Origin of the sequence: Caenibacillus caldisaponilyticus (assembly GCF_002003465.1) — a bacterium.
Classification (GTDB): Bacteria; Bacillota; Bacilli; order Bacillales; family Sporolactobacillaceae; genus Caenibacillus; species Caenibacillus caldisaponilyticus.
This window is the reverse complement of sequence record NZ_BDDQ01000003.1, coordinates 119,824-139,179: the sequence shown is the minus strand read 5'-3', so window position 1 is coordinate 139,179 and position 19,356 is coordinate 119,824. Positions and strand designations below refer to the sequence as shown.

The window sequence follows — 19,356 nt, the reverse complement described above, 5'->3', positions numbered from 1 at the left end:
TGAGACGAAGCATGTTCGGGAGTCAGAATATGAAGCGAATCGATATCCATACTTCTTATTCTTACCGCTAGTCTATTTTTTATACCGCCTTTTAAGTGGTGATTTTTAAAAGGCAATCGGACGGTCGGAAGAGTTCCGCTATATTATACGATGATAGAATAGCGTTTGCAAGACGGCGCCCTCGTTTCGGCAAAATCTTATCCGCAAGGGACACCAATCGTTCAAAGCCGCCAAAAACGCTTAAAAAACACAACGATCGTCCTTTTGTGGTGGAAAACGAGTTTGGAAGCATCCCGAGGTTCGGGTGGGGCAAAGCGGTGATGGAATGGCCATCAACGGATATGGGTTCCCGTAAATCTGCCGACCGTCTGGGTGTCGCGGACCATCTGGGGATGATGAGATCAAGGCAGCACCGGTTCACGTTCCGATGCTGCCCGTCCGACTTTATTTTATCACGAGATTCGGTTTTTTCTTCAAGCTGTGGCGACCTTGGATAAACCGCACCGTTCCCGATTTGGCGCGCATGACGACCGAATGCGTCGTCCCGGTCGCGCCGTCAAAGCGCACCCCTTGCAAAAGCTCGCCGTCGGTCACGCCGGTGGCCGCAAAAATGGCGTCATCGCCCTTGACGAGGTCGTCCATGCGCAACACTTGGTTAATGTCGTGAATGCCCATTTTCTCACAGCGTTCTTTTTCGGCTTGGTTTTGCGGGAGGAGCCGGCCTTGGATTTCCCCGCCCAAACATTTCAACGCGACGGCGGAGATAACCCCCTCCGGCGCACCGCCGATGCCCAGCAAAATATCGACGCCGGTGTTGTCGAAGGCGGTGTGGATGGCCGCGGCCACATCCCCGTCGGGAATCAGCTTAATGCGGGCTCCGGCTTCGCGGATGTCGTGGATCATTTTCTCATGGCGCTTGCGATCCAATATGACGACGACCAAATCTTCAATGTCTTTATTCTTTGCCCGAGCGACCGCTTTCAGGTTGTCGATCACCGGGGCGTCGATATCGATTTGCCCGACGGCTTCGGGACCAACGGCAATTTTTTGCATGTACATGTCCGGGGCGTGAAGCAAGTTCCCGGCGTCGGCGACGGCGATGACGGACAGCGCGTTCCACGTGCCGTTGGCGACGATGTTCGTGCCCTCCAGCGGATCGACGGCGACGTCCACCCGCGGGCCGTAACCGGTGCCGAGCTTTTCTCCGATGTAAAGCATCGGGGCTTCATCCATTTCCCCTTCGCCGATGACGACCGTTCCTCGCATCGGAACGGTGTCGAAAACCGTGCGCATCGCTGTCGTCGCGGCGTCATCGGCTTCATTTTTTTTGCCGCGTCCCATCCAGCGCGCGGAGGCGAGCGCCGCGGCTTCGGTGACCCTTACCAATTCCATCGAAAGGCTTCTTTCCATTTTGCCATTCCCCCTTGCTTTATGTCGCCAAACGATAAAGCACGGGGACTCAAGGAGCGGGGTTGTGCTTCATCGACCGGAAAAAGCCGGTTCATGCCGAGGACGGCATCGCCCGTATTCAGGTTAGATGAAGGGGACCCCGTCATAAAAACATGCAATCGGCCACCGATCACCCACGGCCAAACGGCCGGCGGGCGCTCTTTTTTTCAGGTTGAAATCGCGGGCGCAGCGCCAAACCGGATCGAACGGGCAGCGCCGGCCATTCAACGGCCGACGGCGGTCGTTTCCTCTTCGGTTTCCGTTTTTTCCCGCCAAATTTTCATGCCGATGCCGCGCAACTTATCCACCAATCCGCTATAACCGCGGTCGATGTGTTCAACGCCGGTGATTTCCGTAATGCCGTTCGCCACGGCGCCGGCCACCACCAGAGCCGCGCCCGCCCGGAGATCCGTCGCGTTGACCTTGGCGGCTTGCAGCCGGGTCGGCCCTTCGACGATGGCCGAACGTCCCTCCACTTTGATCTCAGCGCCCATTCGGCGCAGTTCGTCGACGTATTTGAAGCGATGGTCAAAGATCGTTTCCGTGACGAGGCTCGCGCCGTGGGCTTGCGTGAGGAGCACCGTCAACGGCGGCTGCAGATCGGTCGGAAATCCGGGATAGACGAGCGTTTTGATGTCGGCTTTTTTTAACGGCGTCCCGTCGCGCACGATTTCGATCTGATCGTCATAGGTGTGCACCTTAACGCCCATTTCCCTCAGTTTGGCGGTGAGCGATTCGACGTGCGGAGGGATGACGTTGTCAATGAGAACGCGCTCGCCGCAAGCCGCGGCCAAAATCATGTATGTACCGGCTTCGATCCGGTCGGGAATGATGCAATGGCGGCAGCCGTGCAAAGACTCCACGCCGTCGATGCGGATGACGTCCGTGCCGGCGCCTTTGATTTTTGCGCCCATGCCCGAAAGGAGCGTCGCCACGTCGATGATTTCCGGCTCTTTGGCGGCGTTCTCTATGATGGTGCGCCCTTTCGCCAGCACGGCGGCGAGCATGATGTTAATCGTCGCGCCGACGCTGACGACGTCCAGATAAATGCGGGCGCCCCGCAGTTCGTCGGCTTGTAAATAAATCGCGCCTTGCTCGTTCGTCACTTTTGCCCCGAGGGCTTCAAAACCTTTGATATGCTGATCGATCGGACGCGGCCCGAGATTGCAACCGCCGGGAAGGCCGACAACGGCTTTCTTAAATCGCCCGAGCATCGCGCCCATCAAGTAATAGGATGCGCGCAATTTTTTTACGCGTCCGTTGGGAAGCGGCATCGGAATCATTTCCCTGGGATCGATAACCATGGTGTTGTTTTCAAAGGTGACCTTGCCGCCGATTTCTTTCAATAGTTCACAGAGATTTCTGACATCAGAAATGTCCGGCAACTGCTCGATGGTGACCGGGGAATCGGCCAATATGGCAGCGGGGATCAATGCGACCGCACTGTTTTTTGCCCCGCCGACTTGGATGGTTCCGTTCAGACGGTTTCCACCTTCGATCACGATTTTTTCCATGTTGGTCTCCCTTTCCTCGTTCGCCGTGCCGCCGCAACGGGCGGATACTCAAGCGATATGCGCGTTAAATTTGACCTTTCTGATAATTTTCCCAATCCTTCAGGAATGCGGCGAGGCCATTATCCGTCATCGGATGGGCAATCATCTTTTTAAAAACATTATATGGCAAGGTCGCGATGTGGGCACCGGCTTTCGCCGCCTCGGTGACGTGCAACGGATGACGGACGGATGCGGCGATGACTTCGGTATCGATTCCGTGCAGCTCAAAGAGTTCGACGATATCCGAAACGAGCTCAATGCCGCTATGTCCGATGTCGTCCAGCCTCCCGATGAACGGAGAAACGAAGGCCGCACCGGCGCGGGCAGCGAGCAATGCCTGATTGGCGGAAAAAATAAGGGTGACGTTAACGGATATGCCTTCGTTGCTGAGCTGTGAAACCGCCTTAAGGCCCTCTTCGGTCATCGGAATTTTCACCGCGATGTTCGGGGCAATGGCCGCCAATTCCCGTCCTTCTCGCACCATCTCATCGGCGCGGGTGGCGACGACTTCGGCGCTGACCGGTCCTTTGACGACGGCCGTGATCTCCCGCAAGCGCTCGCGGAAATCGACCCCTTCCTTCGCGACAAGCGTCGGATTCGTCGTGACGCCGGAAAGAATCCCCCATTCATTTATTTCGCGGATCTGTTCAATATTCGCGGTATCAATGAAAAATTTCATCAGCCGTTCACCCCTTTTTCCGTCCTTTATTTTAACAGATGCCGCCGGACGCAAGCGCCGGCGGCGAATAAACCCGTGCGAATCAGGCTTTACCGGAAGAACCGAATTCGCGGATTTTGGCTTTGACGGTTTCTTTGATCGCATCGCGCGCCGGGCCGAGATATTTCCGCGGATCATAAAGGTCCGGTTTTTCGGCCAGCACTTGGCGGATCACTTTCGTCATCGCGATTTGGTTTTCCGTGTTGACGTTGATTTTGGCATGGCCGAGCTCGATCGCCCGCTTGATATCTTTGGTCGGGATGCCGGTTCCGCCGTGAAGGACGAGCGGGACCCCCGTCAAGTTTTTGATTTCTTCCATGCGGTCGAATCCGAGCTTCGGTTCGCCTTTATACGGCCCGTGCACCGATCCGAGCGCGGGAGCGAAGCAGTCCACGCCGGTTTCATCGATGAGCCGTTTGCATTCAGAAGGCACCGCGTACATCGCTTCGGCGTCGTTGACATTGAGGTCATCTTCTTGGCCGGCGATGCGCCCGAGTTCCGCTTCGACCGAGACGCCCACGGCGTGCGCCGCCTCGACGACCCGCTTCGTCAGCGCAATGTTTTCTTCCAACGGATAGTGGGATCCGTCGATCATGACCGACGTAAAGCCGGCGCGGATCGCTTGGATGCATTTTTCGAAAGACGAACCGTGATCGAGGTGAATCGCGACCGGAACTGTGATATGATATTCTTCCATCAAAGCTTTGACCATCGCGACCGCCAATTTAAAACCGCCCATGTATTTCGCGGCGCCTTCCGACACGCCCAAAATGACCGGCGCTTCTTCCTCTTGCGCGGCTTGTAAGATCGCCTGGGTGAATTCCAGGTTATTGATGTTAAATTGGCCGACGGCATATTGGTTGGCCCGAGCTTTGTTCAACATGTTTGTCATCGATTCCAAAGCCATCGTAAATTACCTCCTTTAATACTGTCGTTTTTCCCTTCCCGCATGCGCTCCGCTCCAAGCGCCGTTCATGCGCACGGAAAATCCATCCACACGCGCGATGCGTTTTTGAAAGAAAAAACAGCCTTTCTCATTATGGCAACCATATCTAAAAACATGATTATTATAGCACATAATAATATAGGTCGAAATGATGGAGCGCACATGCGCCGCGCGCTGGCGGAACGTCCGAAAAAGCGGCCGAACTTGTGGGACGAAGTCGCCGCCAACGCAATCCTATGTTGAACGCTTAAGCACAGCGGCGGCCTTAAACGGTCAGTCGCCAAACAAGCTCTGAACGCATAACGGCGCTGCGTTAAACGGGCAATTGCTTTTGTACGGCTTCGATCAACTCGTCGATGTCAAAGGGTTTGGCAAAATGCGTGATCGCCCCGTATTCCATGGCCTCTTGGATCATGTCCAGCTCCCCGTAAGCGGTCATGATGATCACTTTAATGTCGTCGTAGTCCTTTCTAATATGTTTAAGGATATCCAAGCCATCCATACCCGGGATTTTCATATCGAGAATGACGAGTTCAGGATGCTCGTTTTTGACAATCCGCAAAGCTTGTTCTCCGTTGGCCGCTTCATAAGTTATGTATCCTTCTTTTTGAAAGATCTCATTCAACAGAATGCGGATGCCGAACTGATCGTCGACGATTAAAATTTTTCTTTTCTCTCCCGCTGTCATCTTTATCGCCTCACTTATGGTTTGATATTGACCGCATAGACGATGGATGAAAAACCGCGGTACCACCCGTTCATGCACTATTCGGGTTATTCGCTTTTTATCAATCATTTTCCTTCTTTACCGCAAAAACAACGCCTCTCCCGCGCTCCGGAAGGCCGGCGGAGGTCCGATTCCCGCCGCGTTGTGTTATATTAACTAAACGGAGGAAAGCGAGCGGCGTCTGCCGACGGCTCGCTTCATCTTCCCCGAGAATGGTTCCGATCCCAACGGATGATGGAGGACGACATATATGCTGAAGATCTATGCGACGCAAATGACCGGTGTCCTGCGAAAACTCGTCGAAAAAAATGAAGCCGCCGTGGAAGACGGCGGCCGTCTGCTCGCCCAAGCGGCGATTTCGGAAGGAAATCTTTTCGTTTATGGTTTCGGAGACATGCAGGCCGTCGAATTCGAAGCCTTATATAGCCAAAACGCGTTGCCGAAAGCGAAGCCTCTCGTTCGCGACGACGAATGGGCACCGACGGGCGCCATGGATTGCGTGTTGCTGGCGACCTTTTCGGGAGCCGATGAAGAGGCGGCCGCCGTGGCGGAAAAAATCAGGGAGACGGGCGCGTCCGTCATCGGCATGTCCAATCTTGAAAAAGGTCAACCCAATCCGTTTGCCGAAGCGGTCGACGTCCATGTCGAACTGTGCGCCGGCGAACCGCTGATCCCTTTGGAAGACGGCAAAAGAATCGGACTGCCTTCGACCGCGGCAGCCCTCTTCGCTTATCACGCTTTATATATTTCTTTATTCGACATCCTCGACGAACAAGGATTGTTGAACGACTTATAAAAAAAAATTTTGGTAGAAAAAAGGGGAAACGGAAGGGCATATCGATTTCAAGAGTTTTTCCCGCCCTTGTTTCCCCATTCTCCCTTGCCGCTTTCCCCGAATATCGGCTCGTCCAACCGTTTCCAACCCGCTTTTAATTGGATTGATGATTGAGCGCGGCTTCCACGAAATGTTTAAAGAGAGGTTCCGGCCGCGTCGGCCGAGATTGAAACTCCGGATGGAACTGGGACGCCACGAACCACGGATGGTCTTTTAATTCGATGATTTCGACGAGGCGGCCGTCCGGGCTGAGGCCGGAGAAGACAAACCCGTGTTTTTCCATGATGTCGCGATACGAATTGTTAAATTCATAGCGATGGCGATGACGCGCGTAAATCACGGGCTCTTGATAAGCTTCGTACGCCTTCGTGCCTTCCATCACCTTACACGGATACAAGCCGAGGCGGAGCGTGCCGCCCATGTCCTCGATCTCTTTTTGCTCGGGCAGCAAATCGATGATCGGATGCGGCGTCGTCGGGTCGATTTCCGACGTGTGCGCCCCTTTCAAATTTAAAACATTGCGGGCAAACTCGATGGATGCGAGCTGCATGCCGAGGCAAATGCCGAGAAACGGCACGCGGCGTTCACGGGCGTATTGGATCGCGGTAATTTTGCCTTCAATGCCTCGATCCCCGAAACCGCCGGGAACGAGAATGCCGTCGACATCATGCAACAGCGCTTCGGCGGTCTCGGACGTGACGTCTTCGGCGTTGATCCACTTGATTTTCACGTCCGCGTCGAATTCGTAACCCGCGTGGCGCAGCGCTTCGACGACGGAAATGTAAGCGTCCTGCAGTTCGACGTATTTGCCGACGAGCCCGATCTTCACCTGGCGGCTGAGATTCAATACCTTTTCAACGAGCTTGCGCCACTCGCTCATATCCGCCTCGCCGCATTCGAGTTTCAGATGATCGCAGACGATCTGATCCAAATGCTGTTCTTGCAAAGCAAGCGGAATTTCATAAAGCGTTTCGGCGTCGCGGGCTTCAATGACCGCCTTCGGTTCGATGTCGCAGAACAGCGCGATTTTATCTTTCATTTCTTGCGAGATCGGAACTTCCGTGCGCACGACGATGACGTTCGGCTGAATCCCGAGGCTGCGCAATTCTTTGACGCTGTGCTGCGTCGGTTTCGTCTTCAACTCGCCGGCCGCTTTGATGTAAGGCACAAGCGTGACATGAATGTACATAACGTTTTCGACGCCGACGTCGCTTTTGATCTGACGGATGGCTTCAAGAAACGGCAGGCTTTCGATGTCGCCGACCGTCCCGCCGATTTCGGTGATGACGACATCGGCGCCGGTTTCGCGGCCGGCGCGGAAGACGCGCTCTTTGATCTCATTGGTGATGTGCGGGATGACCTGCACGGTGCCGCCGAGATAATCGCCGCGGCGCTCTTTGCGGATGACCGACGAATAAATTTTCCCCGTCGTCACGTTGCTGTTCTTGTTGAGATTGATGTCGATGAAACGCTCATAGTGGCCGAGATCCAAGTCCGTCTCCGCCCCGTCATCCGTGACGAACACTTCCCCGTGTTGATATGGGCTCATCGTCCCGGGGTCCACATTGATGTATGGGTCGAATTTTTGGATGGTCACTTTTAATCCGCGATTTTTCAAGAGCCGGCCGAGCGACGCGGCGGTGATCCCCTTGCCGAGAGAGGAAACCACACCACCCGTGACAAAAATGTACTTTGACATTTCAAAGTTCCCCCTTCGCGATTAGTGTGTTCGATCGATGATTATTTCATGGCCGGACAGCTGCGCCGGCCGCCGTAAAAACGCAATGGTCGTGCCTCACATAACCTTTTTGGGGGAAAAACAAAAAAAGTGCGCCCCGATGCACAGGGGACGTCACTTTGTTTCATTCAGTCTGTATAGCCCAAAAGTTATTTTAGCAAAGAACGCAGCGTATGACAATAGGTATCGTTTTTATAAAATGCGGCAGTCTCTATCGTTTTTTCCAGAAAGGTCGGATCTTCAGGCCCGTCCTTTTCGCCCGCGCAGCGCACATGACTGGTCCATCGCGTTCGGCGCCCGCCCGACGGCTGCCTTGGAAGCGCCGGCTAAAGCGGGAGTGCCGTCAAACCGAAACACCCAACTTACCGCTATTATTCTTCGCGTTCTTCATCGCCGAGATCGAGATCCTCGTCAAGCAGCGCCTCGTCTTCAAAATCTTCGTCATCGACGAAAGGCGCATCGGCGTCGAAGTCGTCGAGGGCATCCTCCACGTCGGCGAATTCATCGCCGTCCAAGCCGTAAACATCGTCGTCGTAAGCCTCATCGAGATCGTCGTAATCGTCGAAATCGTCCTCGGCTTTGCGGCGTTTTTTTGGACGTGATTTTAGAGGCGACTTCTTCGTCTTGCTGCTCGACCGGATACCACGTTTTCAGCCCCCAAAAATTGTCGCCGATGCAAAGGAACCGGCCGTCGATGTTCATATTCGTGTATAAACGGGCCATGAATTCGGTCCGATCGTCTTCCGAAAGATCCTCATCGATGAGCTGGTCAACGATATCGTAAAAATTCCTCGGTTGTTTATCGCTTGCCAAAAGGTCATAGACGCGGTCGATAACCGGCCTTTCGTCTGTGAGATTCTCTTGTGCCATCATTTCCACCCCTTCCGACCGTAAGCGTATCGCGTATCGCACCAACCATTATAAACAAATTAACAGATTGTATGCCACTTTTTTTTAAGGGACCGCGCCGTTGACGCTTCTGCGCCCCGAATCAACCGGGCGGCCGCGGCAAGCGTCCGATGAGATTTGATTGCCAAGGTTCCCTGAGGCCACGGGGCGGGCGAAAAAAACGCCGAGGCCCGGACGGCGTCCGGACCCCGGCGGACTTGATCGCCCTTCCGCAACACGGAGGACGGATCATGCCGATCCCCGGATGTTTAAAGCGTTACATGTTCCGGCGATACTGCCCGCCGACTTCGTAAAGGGCGTTCGTGATTTGACCGAGGCTCGCCACCTTGACCGTCTCCATGAGCTCAGCAAAGATGTTGCCGCCGGAAAGCGCCACCTTTTTCAAACGTTCAAGAGCGGGACCGGCCTCATCCTTATGCTTTTCTTGAAAGGCTTTGAGGTTCCGAATCTGCTGTTCTTTTTCCTCAACCGTTGCGCGGGCGAGTTTCAAATCTTTAACCGTCTCTTCGGGCGGGTTCGGATTGAGAAACGTGTTCACGCCGATGATCGGCAGTTCTCCGGAATGTTTCTTCATCTCGTAAAGCAGCGATTCGTCCTGGATTTTGCCGCGCTGATACATCATTTCCATGGCGCCGAGCACCCCGCCCCGCGCGTTGAGCCGTTCGAATTCGGCGAGGACGGCCTCCTCCACCAAATCGGTCAGCTCTTCGATGATGAACGATCCTTGAAGGGGATTTTCGTTTTTCGCCCAACCGAGTTCCTTCGTGATGATCATTTGGATGGCCATGGCGCGCCGCACCGATTCTTCGGAAGGCGTCGTGATCGCTTCGTCGTAGGAATTCGTATGCAAGGAGTTGCAGTTGTCGTAAATCGCCATCAACGCCTGCAGCGTCGTCCGGATGTCGTTAAAATCGATTTCTTGCGCGTGCAGCGATCGCCCCGACGTTTGAATATGGTATTTCAGTTTTTGGCTGCGTTCGTTCGCCCCGTACTTATATTTCATGACGACCGCCCAAATCCGCCGCGCCACCCGCCCGATGACCGTGTATTCGGGATCGAGGCCGTTCGAGAAAAAGAAGGAAAGGTTCGGGGCGAAATCGTCGATGGCCATGCCCCGGTTCAAATAATATTCGACATAGGTAAAGCCGTTGGCGAGCGTAAAGGCGAGCTGGGTGATCGGATTGGCGCCCGCTTCCGCAATGTGGTAACCGGAGATCGACACCGAATAATAATTTTTCACGTGATGTTCGATGAAATATTCCTGAATGTCGCCCATCATCCGGAGGGCGAACTCCGTCGAAAAAATGCACGTGTTTTGCCCTTGGTCTTCTTTTAATATGTCGGCCTGCACGGTGCCGCGCACGGTGGCGAGCGTTTTCGCCTTGATCGCTTTCGCCTCTTCTTCGGTCGGGGGACGGCCGTTTTCCGCCTCGAACTTTTCAAGCTGTTGGTCGATCGCCGTGTTCATAAACATGGCGAGGATGATCGGCGCCGGCCCGTTGATGGTCATCGAGACCGATGTCGACGGATCGCATAAATCGAAGCCTTTATACAGCTTCTTCATGTCGTCGAGCGTGCAGACGCTCACGCCGCTCTCGCCGATCTTTCCGTAAATGTCCGGACGGCGGGCGGGATCTTCGCCGTAGAGCGTGACGGAATCGAAAGCGGTGCTCAAGCGCTTCGCCGGGTCGTCCTTCGATAAATAATGGAAACGGCGGTTCGTCCGCTCGGGCGTGCCTTCGCCGGCGAATTGCCGCTTCGGATCCTCGCCTTTGCGTTTGAACGGAAAGACGCCGGCGGTAAACGGGAAGGCGCCCGGGACGTTTTCCGTGTAGGCCCAGCGGACGATGTCGCCCCAATCTTTGTATTTCGGCAGCGCCACCTTCGGAATGTCGAGGCCGGAGAGGCTCTTCGTCGTCAGTTCGTTGACGATTTCCTTGCCGCGAACGGTCACCGTCAACGTTTTTTGCCGGTATTTTCTCTTTAAGCCCTCCCAGCCTTCGAGAATTTTGCGCGAATCGGGATGGAGCTTCTCGAGCCAGCGGTTTTTGATCGCTTCCAGCTTGCGGATCTCCGGCTCAAGATCGCCGCCTTCTTCTTTCAAGGCTTCAATGGCCCCGTGCAATTGGTAGGCGCGGCGGGCGATTTTCTCTTGTGCCTGGACAAACGCTTTGTAATCGCGGACGGTTTTCACAATTTCATTTAAATAGTTGACGCGTTCGGGCGGGATGATGACATTTCGTTTTTTCACCGTCATGTCGCCGATCACGGGCACCGGCCAGCCCGCCCCCGTTTTTTCGTTGATTTTTTCAATCAGAGCGGTGAACAATTTGTTCGTGCCCGCATCATTAAATTGACTGGCGATCGTGCCGTAAACGGGCATTTCTTCGAGATCCCTGTCGAAAAGCAAACGGCTGCGCTGGTATTGCTTGCGAACGTCCCTGAGCGCGTCTTCCGATCCCTTTCGATCGAATTTATTGATGACGACGAGGTCGGCAAAATCGATCATGTCGATCTTTTCAAGCTGAGAAGGCGCGCCGTACTCGCTCGTCATCACGTACATGGAGATGTCCGAAAGGCCGACGATTTCCGCGTCGCCTTGGCCGATCCCGCTCGTCTCGACGATGATGAGGTCAAAAGACGCGGCTTTGACGATATCGATTGCGTCGTGGATCGCCTCGGAAAGCTCCGTCTTCGAACGGCGCGTGGCCAGCGACCGCATGTATACGCGGGGATGGTTGATGGCGTTCATCCGGATGCGGTCGCCGAGAAGCGCGCCGCCGGTTTTTTGCTTCGTCGGATCGACGGACAAGATCGCGATCGATTTTTCGGGATAATGGCTGAGAAAACGGCGGACAATCTCATCCGTGAGCGAGCTTTTTCCGGCGCCGCCCGTGCCCGTTATCCCGACGACGACCGAATTGGAGCGGGTGCGGGCGGCATCCTTCAACGCCGCCAATGCGGCCGCCTGTTCTTTCGGGACGGCCGGGCGATTTTCGATCAGGGTGATCAACCGGGCGATGGCGCGATGATCCCCTTCCGCCGCCCTTTCGATTTCGTCGCCGAGTTCGGTGACGGTCGGAAAATCGCACTCCTTGAGCATGATGCTGATCATGCCTTCCAGCCCGAGTTCCCTGCCGTCGTCCGGGGAAAAAATGCGCGCGATGCCGTATTCGTGCAGTTCGCGGATTTCCCTCGGAATGATGACGCCGCCGCCCCCGCCGTAAATCCGGATGTGCGGGGCGCCTTTTTCCCGCAAAAGATCATACATGTATTTAAAATATTCCATGTGGCCGCCCTGATAGGAAGATACAGCGATGCCTTGGACGTCCTCTTGAATGGCGGCTCGCACGACTTCCTCGACGGAGCGGTTGTGGCCGAGATGAATGACCTCCGCTCCGCCTTGTTGGAGTATCCGGCGCATGATGTTGATCGAAGCGTCATGACCGTCGAAAAGGCTGGACGCCGTGACAAAACGCACGTGGTGCTTCGGCCGATAGAGCTCCCTCGGCATACACATCTCCTCCTCATTCGTAAAAATGATCGCAACCGATACACGCCTTCGCCTGTTTGCTCGCCTGATCATGGCCCCGGGGCCGGGAGACGTTTGCCGAGTCGCAACGCCTCATCGTCCGCGTAACTCCGGATCGACCGGACCAGGCTTCTCCCGATTGATTAAACCGCTTACAATCGTCTCCGCCAAAAGATCGGCAAATTCCCGCACCGTAAAGCGCGGAGCGAGTCCCCAGCGGCGGAACGCCCACATCTGGCATTGAACGAGAATGTGATGAGCGTAAAACAGTTTTTCTTTCGGTGTCAGCTGAAAATGGCCGGACGCCACGCCGTGTTCCAGCACTTCTTCAAAGAGGCCCACCATTTCCATCTCTTTGTTCAAAACGTAAGGGAGCGCGTCCTTGGCCAGCGACTTGGCTTCCTGATACATGACGAGCACCTCGTCCTGCATTTCATCCATAATGTTGACGCAGCCTTTAATGGCTTCTTTAAGGCTTAAGACGCCGTCGCGTTTTAAGGCAATCGCTGTTTTTAAACGGCTGCTCACTTTGTTATAGATGTCATCGCAAACCAAATAGAGAACGTCTTCCTTCGTCCGGATATATTCATACAACGTGCCGATGCTAAAACCGGCCGCCCGCGCGATCTCACGGGTCGTCGTGCGGTGAAAGCCCTTGATTTTAATCAACGAAACCGCGGCCTTCACAAGCTGGTCGCGCCGCTTTTTGATCAACGCTTCGTCTTTGACCGTCGATTGGACGTTTTTTTCCGCCATCGTCACACCCCCTTAATGGGCAGAGCGCTCAAGCCGCCCCCTTTCGGCAGCCCGAGCGTTTTCATCCAAGCTCGCCGCCGGCAGCGCGCTTTCGTGCCGTCGCCGATCACGAATCCGGCGCTTCACGATCCGCCGCGGCCCGCTCATCGGGCTGTTCCGGAAAACACCGACCGCCGGCTTCCGACCACCGGGCCATGAGCTTCGCCGCGCCGGAATAGGGATCCAAATCTTCCGTCTCCAAGATGTTGTCGAGCTCGCGCAAAAACCGTTCTTCCAAGCGGCGGAGCGCTTCATCGCGCACGATTTCCAATATCTCTTTCCGCCGAATGATGCGGCGGCGGTGAACCCCGGAGCCCGTGTCGCTTAAATATTGTCGATGGTTACAGCAAGCTTCCCACAGCTCGGCGAGGCCTTCCCCTTTTGTGGCGCTGACCCGGACGACGGGCGGACGCCATCCACCGGCAGCGCGAACGAGGTCGAGCATGGCATTAATCTGTCCGTGAAGGGGCCCCGCGCCCGGCAAATCGGCCTTATTGATCACAAACACGTCGGCGATCTCCATGACGCCGGCTTTGAACACTTGGACGACATCGCCCGTCCCCGGCGTGACGACGACCGCGGTCGTTTCAGCGATTTCCATGATGTCGAGCTCGGATTGCCCGACCCCCACCGTTTCGATCAGAATGACGTCAAATCCAAAGGCGTCAAGGATTCTGACGGCATCCTTCGCCGAACGAGACAAACCGCCGAGGCTGCCCCGCGTGCCCATGCTGCGGATATAGACGTCCGGATCCGTAAAATGCGTCGCCATGCGCACCCGATCGCCCAAGATCGCCCCGCCGCTGAACGGGCTGGTCGGATCGACGGCGAGAACCGCAACGCTCCGATGCGCCGCGCGCAAATGCCCGATCAAACGGTTGACGAGCGTGCTCTTTCCGGCCCCCGGCGCGCCGGTGATGCCGACATAATAAGCGCCCTTCCTTAACCGATAAAGGTCGCTCATCAGCGCGAGCTTTTCGGGATGATCGTTTTCGACATAAGTGATCGCGCGGGCGAGCGCCCGCAAATTCCGGTTTTTGATGCCTTCCGCGAGCGGATGCATGGTCTTCCCCTCGGTTCGTGATCGGTGTCAGTGTCCCGGCCGCCTGGCCCGGCGCGGCTTTAAGGCGGCGCCATGCGGATGGGCGCCGCACGGCATGCCGTATTGATCAGCCCCGCCGTCCGCTTCGGCTGGTCCCTTCAGCGGGCGGCCCATCGTCCGCAAACCCTTTCTATCAAGCAAGATGGCCGCCTACGATTAATGGTTGTTTAACAGATAGCGCGAAATGACGAGGCGTTGGATTTCGTTCGTCCCTTCGTAGATCTGCGTAATCTTGGCGTCGCGCATGAAGCGTTCAACCGGATAATCTTTTGTGTAGCCGTATCCGCCGAAGATTTGCACGGCATCGATGGTGACTTCCATCGCGATATCTCCGGCGTAAAGCTTCGACATCGCCGACGCTTTGCCGTAGGGCAAGCCTTCGCTTTCCAGCCACGCCGCTTGGTAGGTCAACAGCCGAGCGGCCTCGATTTTCGTGGCCATGTCCGCCAATTTGAAGCTGATGGCTTGTTGCCGCGCGATCGGTTGCCCGAATTGATGGCGTTCTTTCGCATAAGCGATCGCGGCGTCAAGCGCGCCTTGAGCGATGCCGACCGCTTGGGCGGCGATCCCGTTCCGGCCGCCGTCGAGGGTCATCATCGCGATTTTGAACCCTTCGCCTTCGGCACCCAATCGGTTCTCTTTCGGGATCCGGCAATCTTCGAAAATGAGTTCCAACGTGGGAGACGACCGGATGCCGAGCTTTTTCTCCTTTTTGCCGAACGAGAATCCGGGCGTGCCCTTTTCGACGATGAAGGCGGTCGTCCCTTTATGTTTTTGGCTCGGGTCGGTCAAGGCGAAAACGATGTAAATGTCGGCTTCGCCGCCGTTCGTCGTGAAGATCTTCGTGCCGTTCAGAACGTAATCGTCGCCTTCCCGTTTCGCGGTCGTGCGCATGGCGCCGGCGTCCGAACCCGAGCCGGGCTCGGTCAAGCCGTAAGCGCCGAGCTTCTTGCCTTCCGCCATCGGCCGCAAATATTTTTGCTTTTGTTCCTCGGTGCCGAACTTATACACCGGCCACCCGGCGAGCGAGGTGTGCGCCGACAGCGTCACGCCGACCGAAGCGTCGACCCGCGATAATTCTTCCACGGCGATGACGTAGCTCAGGTAATCGGCCCCGATGCCGCCGTACGCTTCCGGCCACGGGATGCCGGTCAGGCCGAGTTCGGCCATTTTTTCAAAAATGCTGCGGTCAAAGCGCTCCGTTTCATCCCTTTCCGCGGCCGTCGGCGCCACTTCCTTTTCCGCAAATTCCCGAACCATCTTCCGCAACATTTCATGTTCTTCGCTCAATCGGAAATTCATCGTGTCCTCTCCCTTTTATTTAATGAACCGGCGGTTGAAAAGTTGTTCCGCCTTTACAAATGTGAAGGCGGAAAGAGGCTGTCCCATGTCGCGTTGCCCGCATTTTGCGCTTTAAAACCGCGGCCTATTTCTAAGGCCAGCGCCCGCAAAAATGATTGCCGCTAACTTAATAGATGTTTGCTGATGACCATGCGTTGAATTTCACTCGTGCCTTCATAGATTTCCGTGACCTTCGCATCACGGAAAAAGCGCTCGACGGGGTAATCCTTTGTGTAGCCGTAACCGCCGAAGATTTGCACCGCTTCGACCGCCGCCCTTACCGCCGTCTGTGAAGCGAACAGCTTAGCCATCGACGCCTCTTTCGCGCACGCCTCCCCTTCCTGGACGATGCGGGCGCCGCGGTAAACGAGCAGCCGCGCCGCTTCGATACGGGTAGCGAGGTCAGCGAGCTTAAAGGCAATTGCCTGTTGGCGCCCGATCGGCGCTCCGAATTGCCGCCGCTCTTGGGCGTAGCGGCGCGCGTGTTCGAACGCCGCTTCGGCGATGCCCAATGCTTGGGCGGCAATGCCGATCCGTCCGTAGTTTAAGTTGCTCATCGCGACTTTAAATCCTTCTCCTTCATCGCCGAGCCGGTTTTCGACCGGCACCAACGCGTCTTCGAACTGCAAGGGAACGGTGCCCGAACCGTTCAGCCCCATTTTTCGCTCGGGTTTGCCGATCGAAAAGCCGGGCGTATTCCTTTCCACGATAAACGCCGAAATGCCCCGGCGCCCCGCATCGGGATCGGTTTTCGCGAACACGATGAAAACGTCGGCGGCGGCACCGTTGGTGATAAACACTTTCGCCCCGTTGATCACATAGTGATCGCCCCGTCGAACCGCCCGGGTGCGGATGCCGGCGGCATCGGAGCCCGCCTCGGGTTCGGTCAGGGCGAACGCCCCGATATTTTCGGCCCGCGCGAGTTTCGGAACGTACTTCCGCTTTTGCGCTTCCGTGCCGAAATAAAGGATCGGGTTCGTGGCGACCGACGTGTGGACGGACAATATGACGCCGGCGGTTGCGCTCACCTTCGAAATCTCGTGGACGGCGATGATGTACGACATGAAATCCATGCCCGTTCCGCCATATTTTTCCGGAACGACCATGCCCGTGAGGCCAAGCTCGCCCATCTTTTTCACCAGTTCGACGGGAAAACGGTCTTCGGCTTCCATGCGCGCCACTTCCGGGGCGATCTCATTTTCGGCGAATGTCCGGACCGTCCGACGCAACATCTCCTGTTCCTCGGTAAAAAGGAAATTCAACGTTGGCACCCTCCTCCAAATCATCGGTGTAGAGCCCCTCGTTCCGCCGCAAGCGGCTGGCCAACGCGGCGCCGCCCGGCGCACTCAATCGTACACGTAAAACCCTCTGCCTGATTTTCGCCCGAGCCAACCGGCTTTGACGTACTTTCGCAAAAGCGGGCACGGCCGATATTTGTCGTCGCCAAAGCCTTCATGCAGCACTTCCATGATGGATAAACACGTGTCGAGGCCGATGAAATCGGCGAGCGTGAGCGGCCCCATCGGGTGATTCATGCCGAGCTTCATCACTTCGTCGATCGCTGCCGGTTCCGCCACGCCCTCGTAGACGCAATAAATCGCTTCATTGATCATCGGCATGAGCACGCGGTTGGAAACAAATCCCGGGAAATCGTTGACTTCGACGGCGGTTTTTCCAAGCGATTCGGCGGTTTGCCTGACGGTGGCGAAGGTGTCGTCGGACGTCGCCAATCCCCGGATCACTTCGACCAGTTTCATGACCGGCACGGGATTCATGAAATGCATGCCGATCACTTTGTCGGGACGCCGGGTGACGGCGGCAATTTCGGTGATCGGAAGCGAGGAGGTATTCGACGCGAGAATCGCGTGGGCGGGCGCCAGCGCGTCCAATTGTTTAAAGATGTCGGCTTTCACGGCCATGTTTTCGACGACCGCTTCTACGACGAGATCGGCCTCGCGCGCCGCTTCTAAAGTCTCCGTCGTCCGCAGGCGCGCCAATGCAGCGCGGCGCTCTTCATCATTCAGGCGCCCTTTATCGACTTCACGGGCCAGCCGCTGTTCAATGCCGGCCATTCCTTTTTCCAATTGGGCGGCGCTGATGTCTTGCAGGAACACTTGATAGCCCGCCGCCGCAAAGACTTGAGCGATGCCGGCCCCCATCTGGCCGGCTCCGATGACCATCACGTTTTTAACCTCGTTCACTGCCCTTTCCTCCTTTACGAATCCTTTCAATCCGCGGAAAAACCGGTATGGCACGCGTCGCCGCAACGGTTTCCCGGCCGTTCCTTCGCTCGTTCCGGCTGTTGACGCGGCGCCACTGTTCCCAAAAATGGGCCATTGCGGCGTTTTTTCTCGCCGCGCTGTTTTTCCGGGCCATTCCGAACGAGACGGCGCATGCCGTGCTTTTTCGTGGTGCTTACGGCGATTTACCGGACTTCCACCAGGACGGCGTCGCCCTGTCCGCCGCCGCTGCAGATGGCTGCGATGCCGAGCCCGCCGCCGCGGCGTTTCAACTCGTACACGAGCGTCATTAAAATGCGCGCGCCGCTCGCGCCGATCGGATGGCCGAGCGCGACCGCACCGCCGTTGACGTTGATTTTCTCCGGGTCGATCCCGGCGATTCTTTGCGCGGTAAGCGGCACGGCGCTGAACGCCTCGTTGATTTCAAAGAGGTCGATATCGTCTAATCGGTATCCGGTTTTCCTGAGCAGCTCGAGAATGACGCGTCCCGGCGTTTCCGGAAAGTCTTTGGCTTCCACCGCGATTTGCGCATGGCCGATGATCGCGGCCAGGATGTCTTTGCCTTGGCGCTCGGCGGCTTTTTCCTCCATCAAGACGAGCGCGCCCGCCCCGTCGTTGACCCCCGGAGCGTTCCCGGCCGTAATCGTTCCATCCGGGCTGAACACGGGTTTCAACGCGGCCAATTTTTCAAGGGACGTGTCGCGGCGGACCGCTTCGTCGGCGCGAACGACGATGGTGTCCCCGCGGCGCCCGGGGAGTTCGACGGGAACGATTTCCTCGTCGAATTTGCCTTCATCGATGGCGCGGGCGGCGAGCCGATGGCTTCTGAACGCCCAGCGATCTTGCTCTTCTCGGGAAATGCCGTACGATTCGGCGGTGTCGCCGCCGTAGATGCCCATGTGAACGCCGTTAAAGGCGCACGTGAGCCCATCGTGGACCATCAAATCGACGACCGCCTGATCGCCCATCCGGTAGCCCCAGCGCGCCTTGGGAAGAAAGTAAGGCGCGTTGCTCATCGATTCCATGCCGCCGGCGACAATCGTTTCGGCGTCGCCGGCGCGAATGATTTGGTCGGCAAGCGTGACGCTGCGCAAGCCCGAGGCGCACACTTTGTTCACGGTTTCGGTCGCGATCTTCCACGGCAAACCGGCATGGCGCGCCGCCTGGCGCGAAGGAATCTGCCCTTGACCGCCTTGGAGCACCATGCCCATGATCACTTCATCAACGCGGTCTCCTTCGATTCCGGCTTGCTCCAGGGCGGCTTTGATCGCCATCCCTCCCAACTCGACGGCTTTCAACGGGCTCAAGACGCCGCCGAACTTTCCAAAAGGCGTCCGCTTGCCGCTGACGATTACGGTTCTCGCCAATGTTTTTCCTCCTCTTTTACAAAGTTTGGATGTGCCCGGACCGACTTTCCCGCTCACGTGGCCATTCCTTGCGGCCGCGGCCCTATCCCCCGGCTTCATCGCAA

16 protein-coding genes are annotated in these 19,356 nt (G+C 56.5%); 1 reads left to right on the top strand and 15 read right to left on the bottom strand.

The window, feature by feature from the left end; genetic code table 11:
* Positions 1-444: 444 nt before the first annotated feature.
* The 5 genes from glpX to CCB157_RS01640 form a co-directional block, all read right to left on the bottom strand.
* On the bottom strand, positions 445-1,410 hold the full coding sequence (glpX, locus tag CCB157_RS01660) for a class II fructose-bisphosphatase (RefSeq protein ID WP_077614188.1): 966 nt from the start codon (positions 1,408-1,410) through the stop codon (positions 445-447).
* A 263-nt stretch (positions 1,411-1,673) separates the two neighbouring features.
* On the bottom strand, positions 1,674-2,963 hold the full coding sequence (murA, locus tag CCB157_RS01655) for a UDP-N-acetylglucosamine 1-carboxyvinyltransferase (RefSeq protein WP_077614187.1): 1,290 nt from the start codon (positions 2,961-2,963) through the stop codon (positions 1,674-1,676).
* A gap of 64 nt (positions 2,964-3,027) precedes the next feature.
* Positions 3,028-3,681, bottom strand: a complete 654-nt coding sequence (gene fsa, locus CCB157_RS01650) for a fructose-6-phosphate aldolase (RefSeq protein WP_077614186.1) — start codon at positions 3,679-3,681, stop codon at positions 3,028-3,030.
* 82 nt (positions 3,682-3,763) lie between these two features.
* The gene (gene fba / locus CCB157_RS01645) at positions 3,764-4,627 is read right to left on the bottom strand and encodes a class II fructose-1,6-bisphosphate aldolase (protein ID WP_077614185.1); all 864 of its coding nucleotides are present in this window, start codon (positions 4,625-4,627) and stop codon (positions 3,764-3,766) included.
* A gap of 352 nt (positions 4,628-4,979) precedes the next feature.
* Positions 4,980-5,354 carry a response regulator gene (locus tag CCB157_RS01640; protein ID WP_077614184.1) on the bottom strand — a complete coding sequence of 125 codons (375 nt, stop codon included), beginning with the start codon at positions 5,352-5,354 and terminating at the stop codon, positions 4,980-4,982.
* 289 nt (positions 5,355-5,643) lie between these two features.
* Here CCB157_RS01640 and CCB157_RS01635 point away from each other — a divergent pair, with 289 nt between their 5' ends.
* Positions 5,644-6,189 (top strand): DUF2529 family protein, encoded by a 546-nt coding sequence (locus CCB157_RS01635; RefSeq protein ID WP_077614183.1) that lies wholly within the window; start codon positions 5,644-5,646, stop codon positions 6,187-6,189.
* 133 nt (positions 6,190-6,322) lie between these two features.
* Here the strand turns inward: CCB157_RS01635 and pyrG are convergent, their stop codons facing one another.
* The 10 genes from pyrG to CCB157_RS01585 all read right to left on the bottom strand — a co-directional run bounded on the left by pyrG (position 6,323) and on the right by CCB157_RS01585 (position 19,252).
* The gene (gene pyrG / locus CCB157_RS01630) at positions 6,323-7,927 is read right to left on the bottom strand and encodes a CTP synthase (RefSeq protein WP_077614182.1); all 1,605 of its coding nucleotides are present in this window, start codon (positions 7,925-7,927) and stop codon (positions 6,323-6,325) included.
* Positions 7,928-8,337: 410 nt separating this feature from the next.
* Positions 8,338-8,481 (bottom strand): hypothetical protein, encoded by a 144-nt coding sequence (locus tag CCB157_RS17510; protein ID WP_158077166.1) that lies wholly within the window; start codon positions 8,479-8,481, stop codon positions 8,338-8,340.
* Between the two features lie 25 nt (positions 8,482-8,506).
* Entirely contained in the window at positions 8,507-8,836 is a 330-nt protein-coding gene (gene rpoE, locus CCB157_RS01625) for a DNA-directed RNA polymerase subunit delta (RefSeq protein WP_158077165.1), read from the bottom strand.
* A gap of 295 nt (positions 8,837-9,131) precedes the next feature.
* Positions 9,132-12,389 carry a fused isobutyryl-CoA mutase/GTPase IcmF gene (icmF, locus tag CCB157_RS01615; protein WP_143286882.1) on the bottom strand — a complete coding sequence of 1,086 codons (3,258 nt, stop codon included), beginning with the start codon at positions 12,387-12,389 and terminating at the stop codon, positions 9,132-9,134.
* A 111-nt stretch (positions 12,390-12,500) separates the two neighbouring features.
* Complete coding sequence (locus CCB157_RS01610) at positions 12,501-13,163, bottom strand: TetR/AcrR family transcriptional regulator (RefSeq protein WP_077614178.1); 663 nt, start codon at positions 13,161-13,163, stop codon at positions 12,501-12,503.
* A 106-nt stretch (positions 13,164-13,269) separates the two neighbouring features.
* Complete coding sequence (meaB, locus tag CCB157_RS01605) at positions 13,270-14,265, bottom strand: methylmalonyl Co-A mutase-associated GTPase MeaB (protein ID WP_077614177.1); 996 nt, start codon at positions 14,263-14,265, stop codon at positions 13,270-13,272.
* A 195-nt stretch (positions 14,266-14,460) separates the two neighbouring features.
* Positions 14,461-15,606, bottom strand: a complete 1,146-nt coding sequence (locus CCB157_RS01600; protein ID WP_077614176.1) for an acyl-CoA dehydrogenase — start codon at positions 15,604-15,606, stop codon at positions 14,461-14,463.
* 161 nt (positions 15,607-15,767) lie between these two features.
* Positions 15,768-16,907 (bottom strand): acyl-CoA dehydrogenase, encoded by a 1,140-nt coding sequence (locus tag CCB157_RS01595; protein WP_077614175.1) that lies wholly within the window; start codon positions 16,905-16,907, stop codon positions 15,768-15,770.
* An 84-nt stretch (positions 16,908-16,991) separates the two neighbouring features.
* Entirely contained in the window at positions 16,992-17,846 is an 855-nt protein-coding gene (locus tag CCB157_RS01590; RefSeq protein ID WP_274519605.1) for a 3-hydroxybutyryl-CoA dehydrogenase, read from the bottom strand.
* A 224-nt stretch (positions 17,847-18,070) separates the two neighbouring features.
* Entirely contained in the window at positions 18,071-19,252 is a 1,182-nt protein-coding gene (locus CCB157_RS01585) for an acetyl-CoA C-acetyltransferase (protein WP_077614174.1), read from the bottom strand.
* Positions 19,253-19,356 lie beyond the last annotated feature (104 nt).

Bases quoted from the DNA above. Each gene is read 5' to 3' on its own strand.
- glpX (WP_077614188.1), bottom strand. From the start codon at position 1,410: ATGGAAAGAAGCCTTTCGATGGAATTGGTAAGGGTCACCGAAGCCGCG.
- murA (WP_077614187.1), bottom strand. From the start codon at position 2,963: ATGGAAAAAATCGTGATCGAAGGTGGAAACCGTCTGAACGGAACCATC.
- fsa (WP_077614186.1), bottom strand. From the start codon at position 3,681: ATGAAATTTTTCATTGATACCGCGAATATTGAACAGATCCGCGAAATA.
- fba (WP_077614185.1), bottom strand. From the start codon at position 4,627: ATGGCTTTGGAATCGATGACAAACATGTTGAACAAAGCTCGGGCCAAC.
- CCB157_RS01640 (WP_077614184.1), bottom strand. From the start codon at position 5,354: ATGACAGCGGGAGAGAAAAGAAAAATTTTAATCGTCGACGATCAGTTC.
- CCB157_RS01635 (WP_077614183.1), top strand. From the start codon at position 5,644: ATGCTGAAGATCTATGCGACGCAAATGACCGGTGTCCTGCGAAAACTC.
- pyrG (WP_077614182.1), bottom strand. From the start codon at position 7,927: ATGTCAAAGTACATTTTTGTCACGGGTGGTGTGGTTTCCTCTCTCGGC.
- rpoE (WP_158077165.1), bottom strand. From the start codon at position 8,836: ATGGCACAAGAGAATCTCACAGACGAAAGGCCGGTTATCGACCGCGTC.
- icmF (WP_143286882.1), bottom strand. From the start codon at position 12,389: ATGCCGAGGGAGCTCTATCGGCCGAAGCACCACGTGCGTTTTGTCACG.
- CCB157_RS01610 (WP_077614178.1), bottom strand. From the start codon at position 13,163: ATGGCGGAAAAAAACGTCCAATCGACGGTCAAAGACGAAGCGTTGATC.
- meaB (WP_077614177.1), bottom strand. From the start codon at position 14,265: ATGCATCCGCTCGCGGAAGGCATCAAAAACCGGAATTTGCGGGCGCTC.
- CCB157_RS01600 (WP_077614176.1), bottom strand. From the start codon at position 15,606: ATGAATTTCCGATTGAGCGAAGAACATGAAATGTTGCGGAAGATGGTT.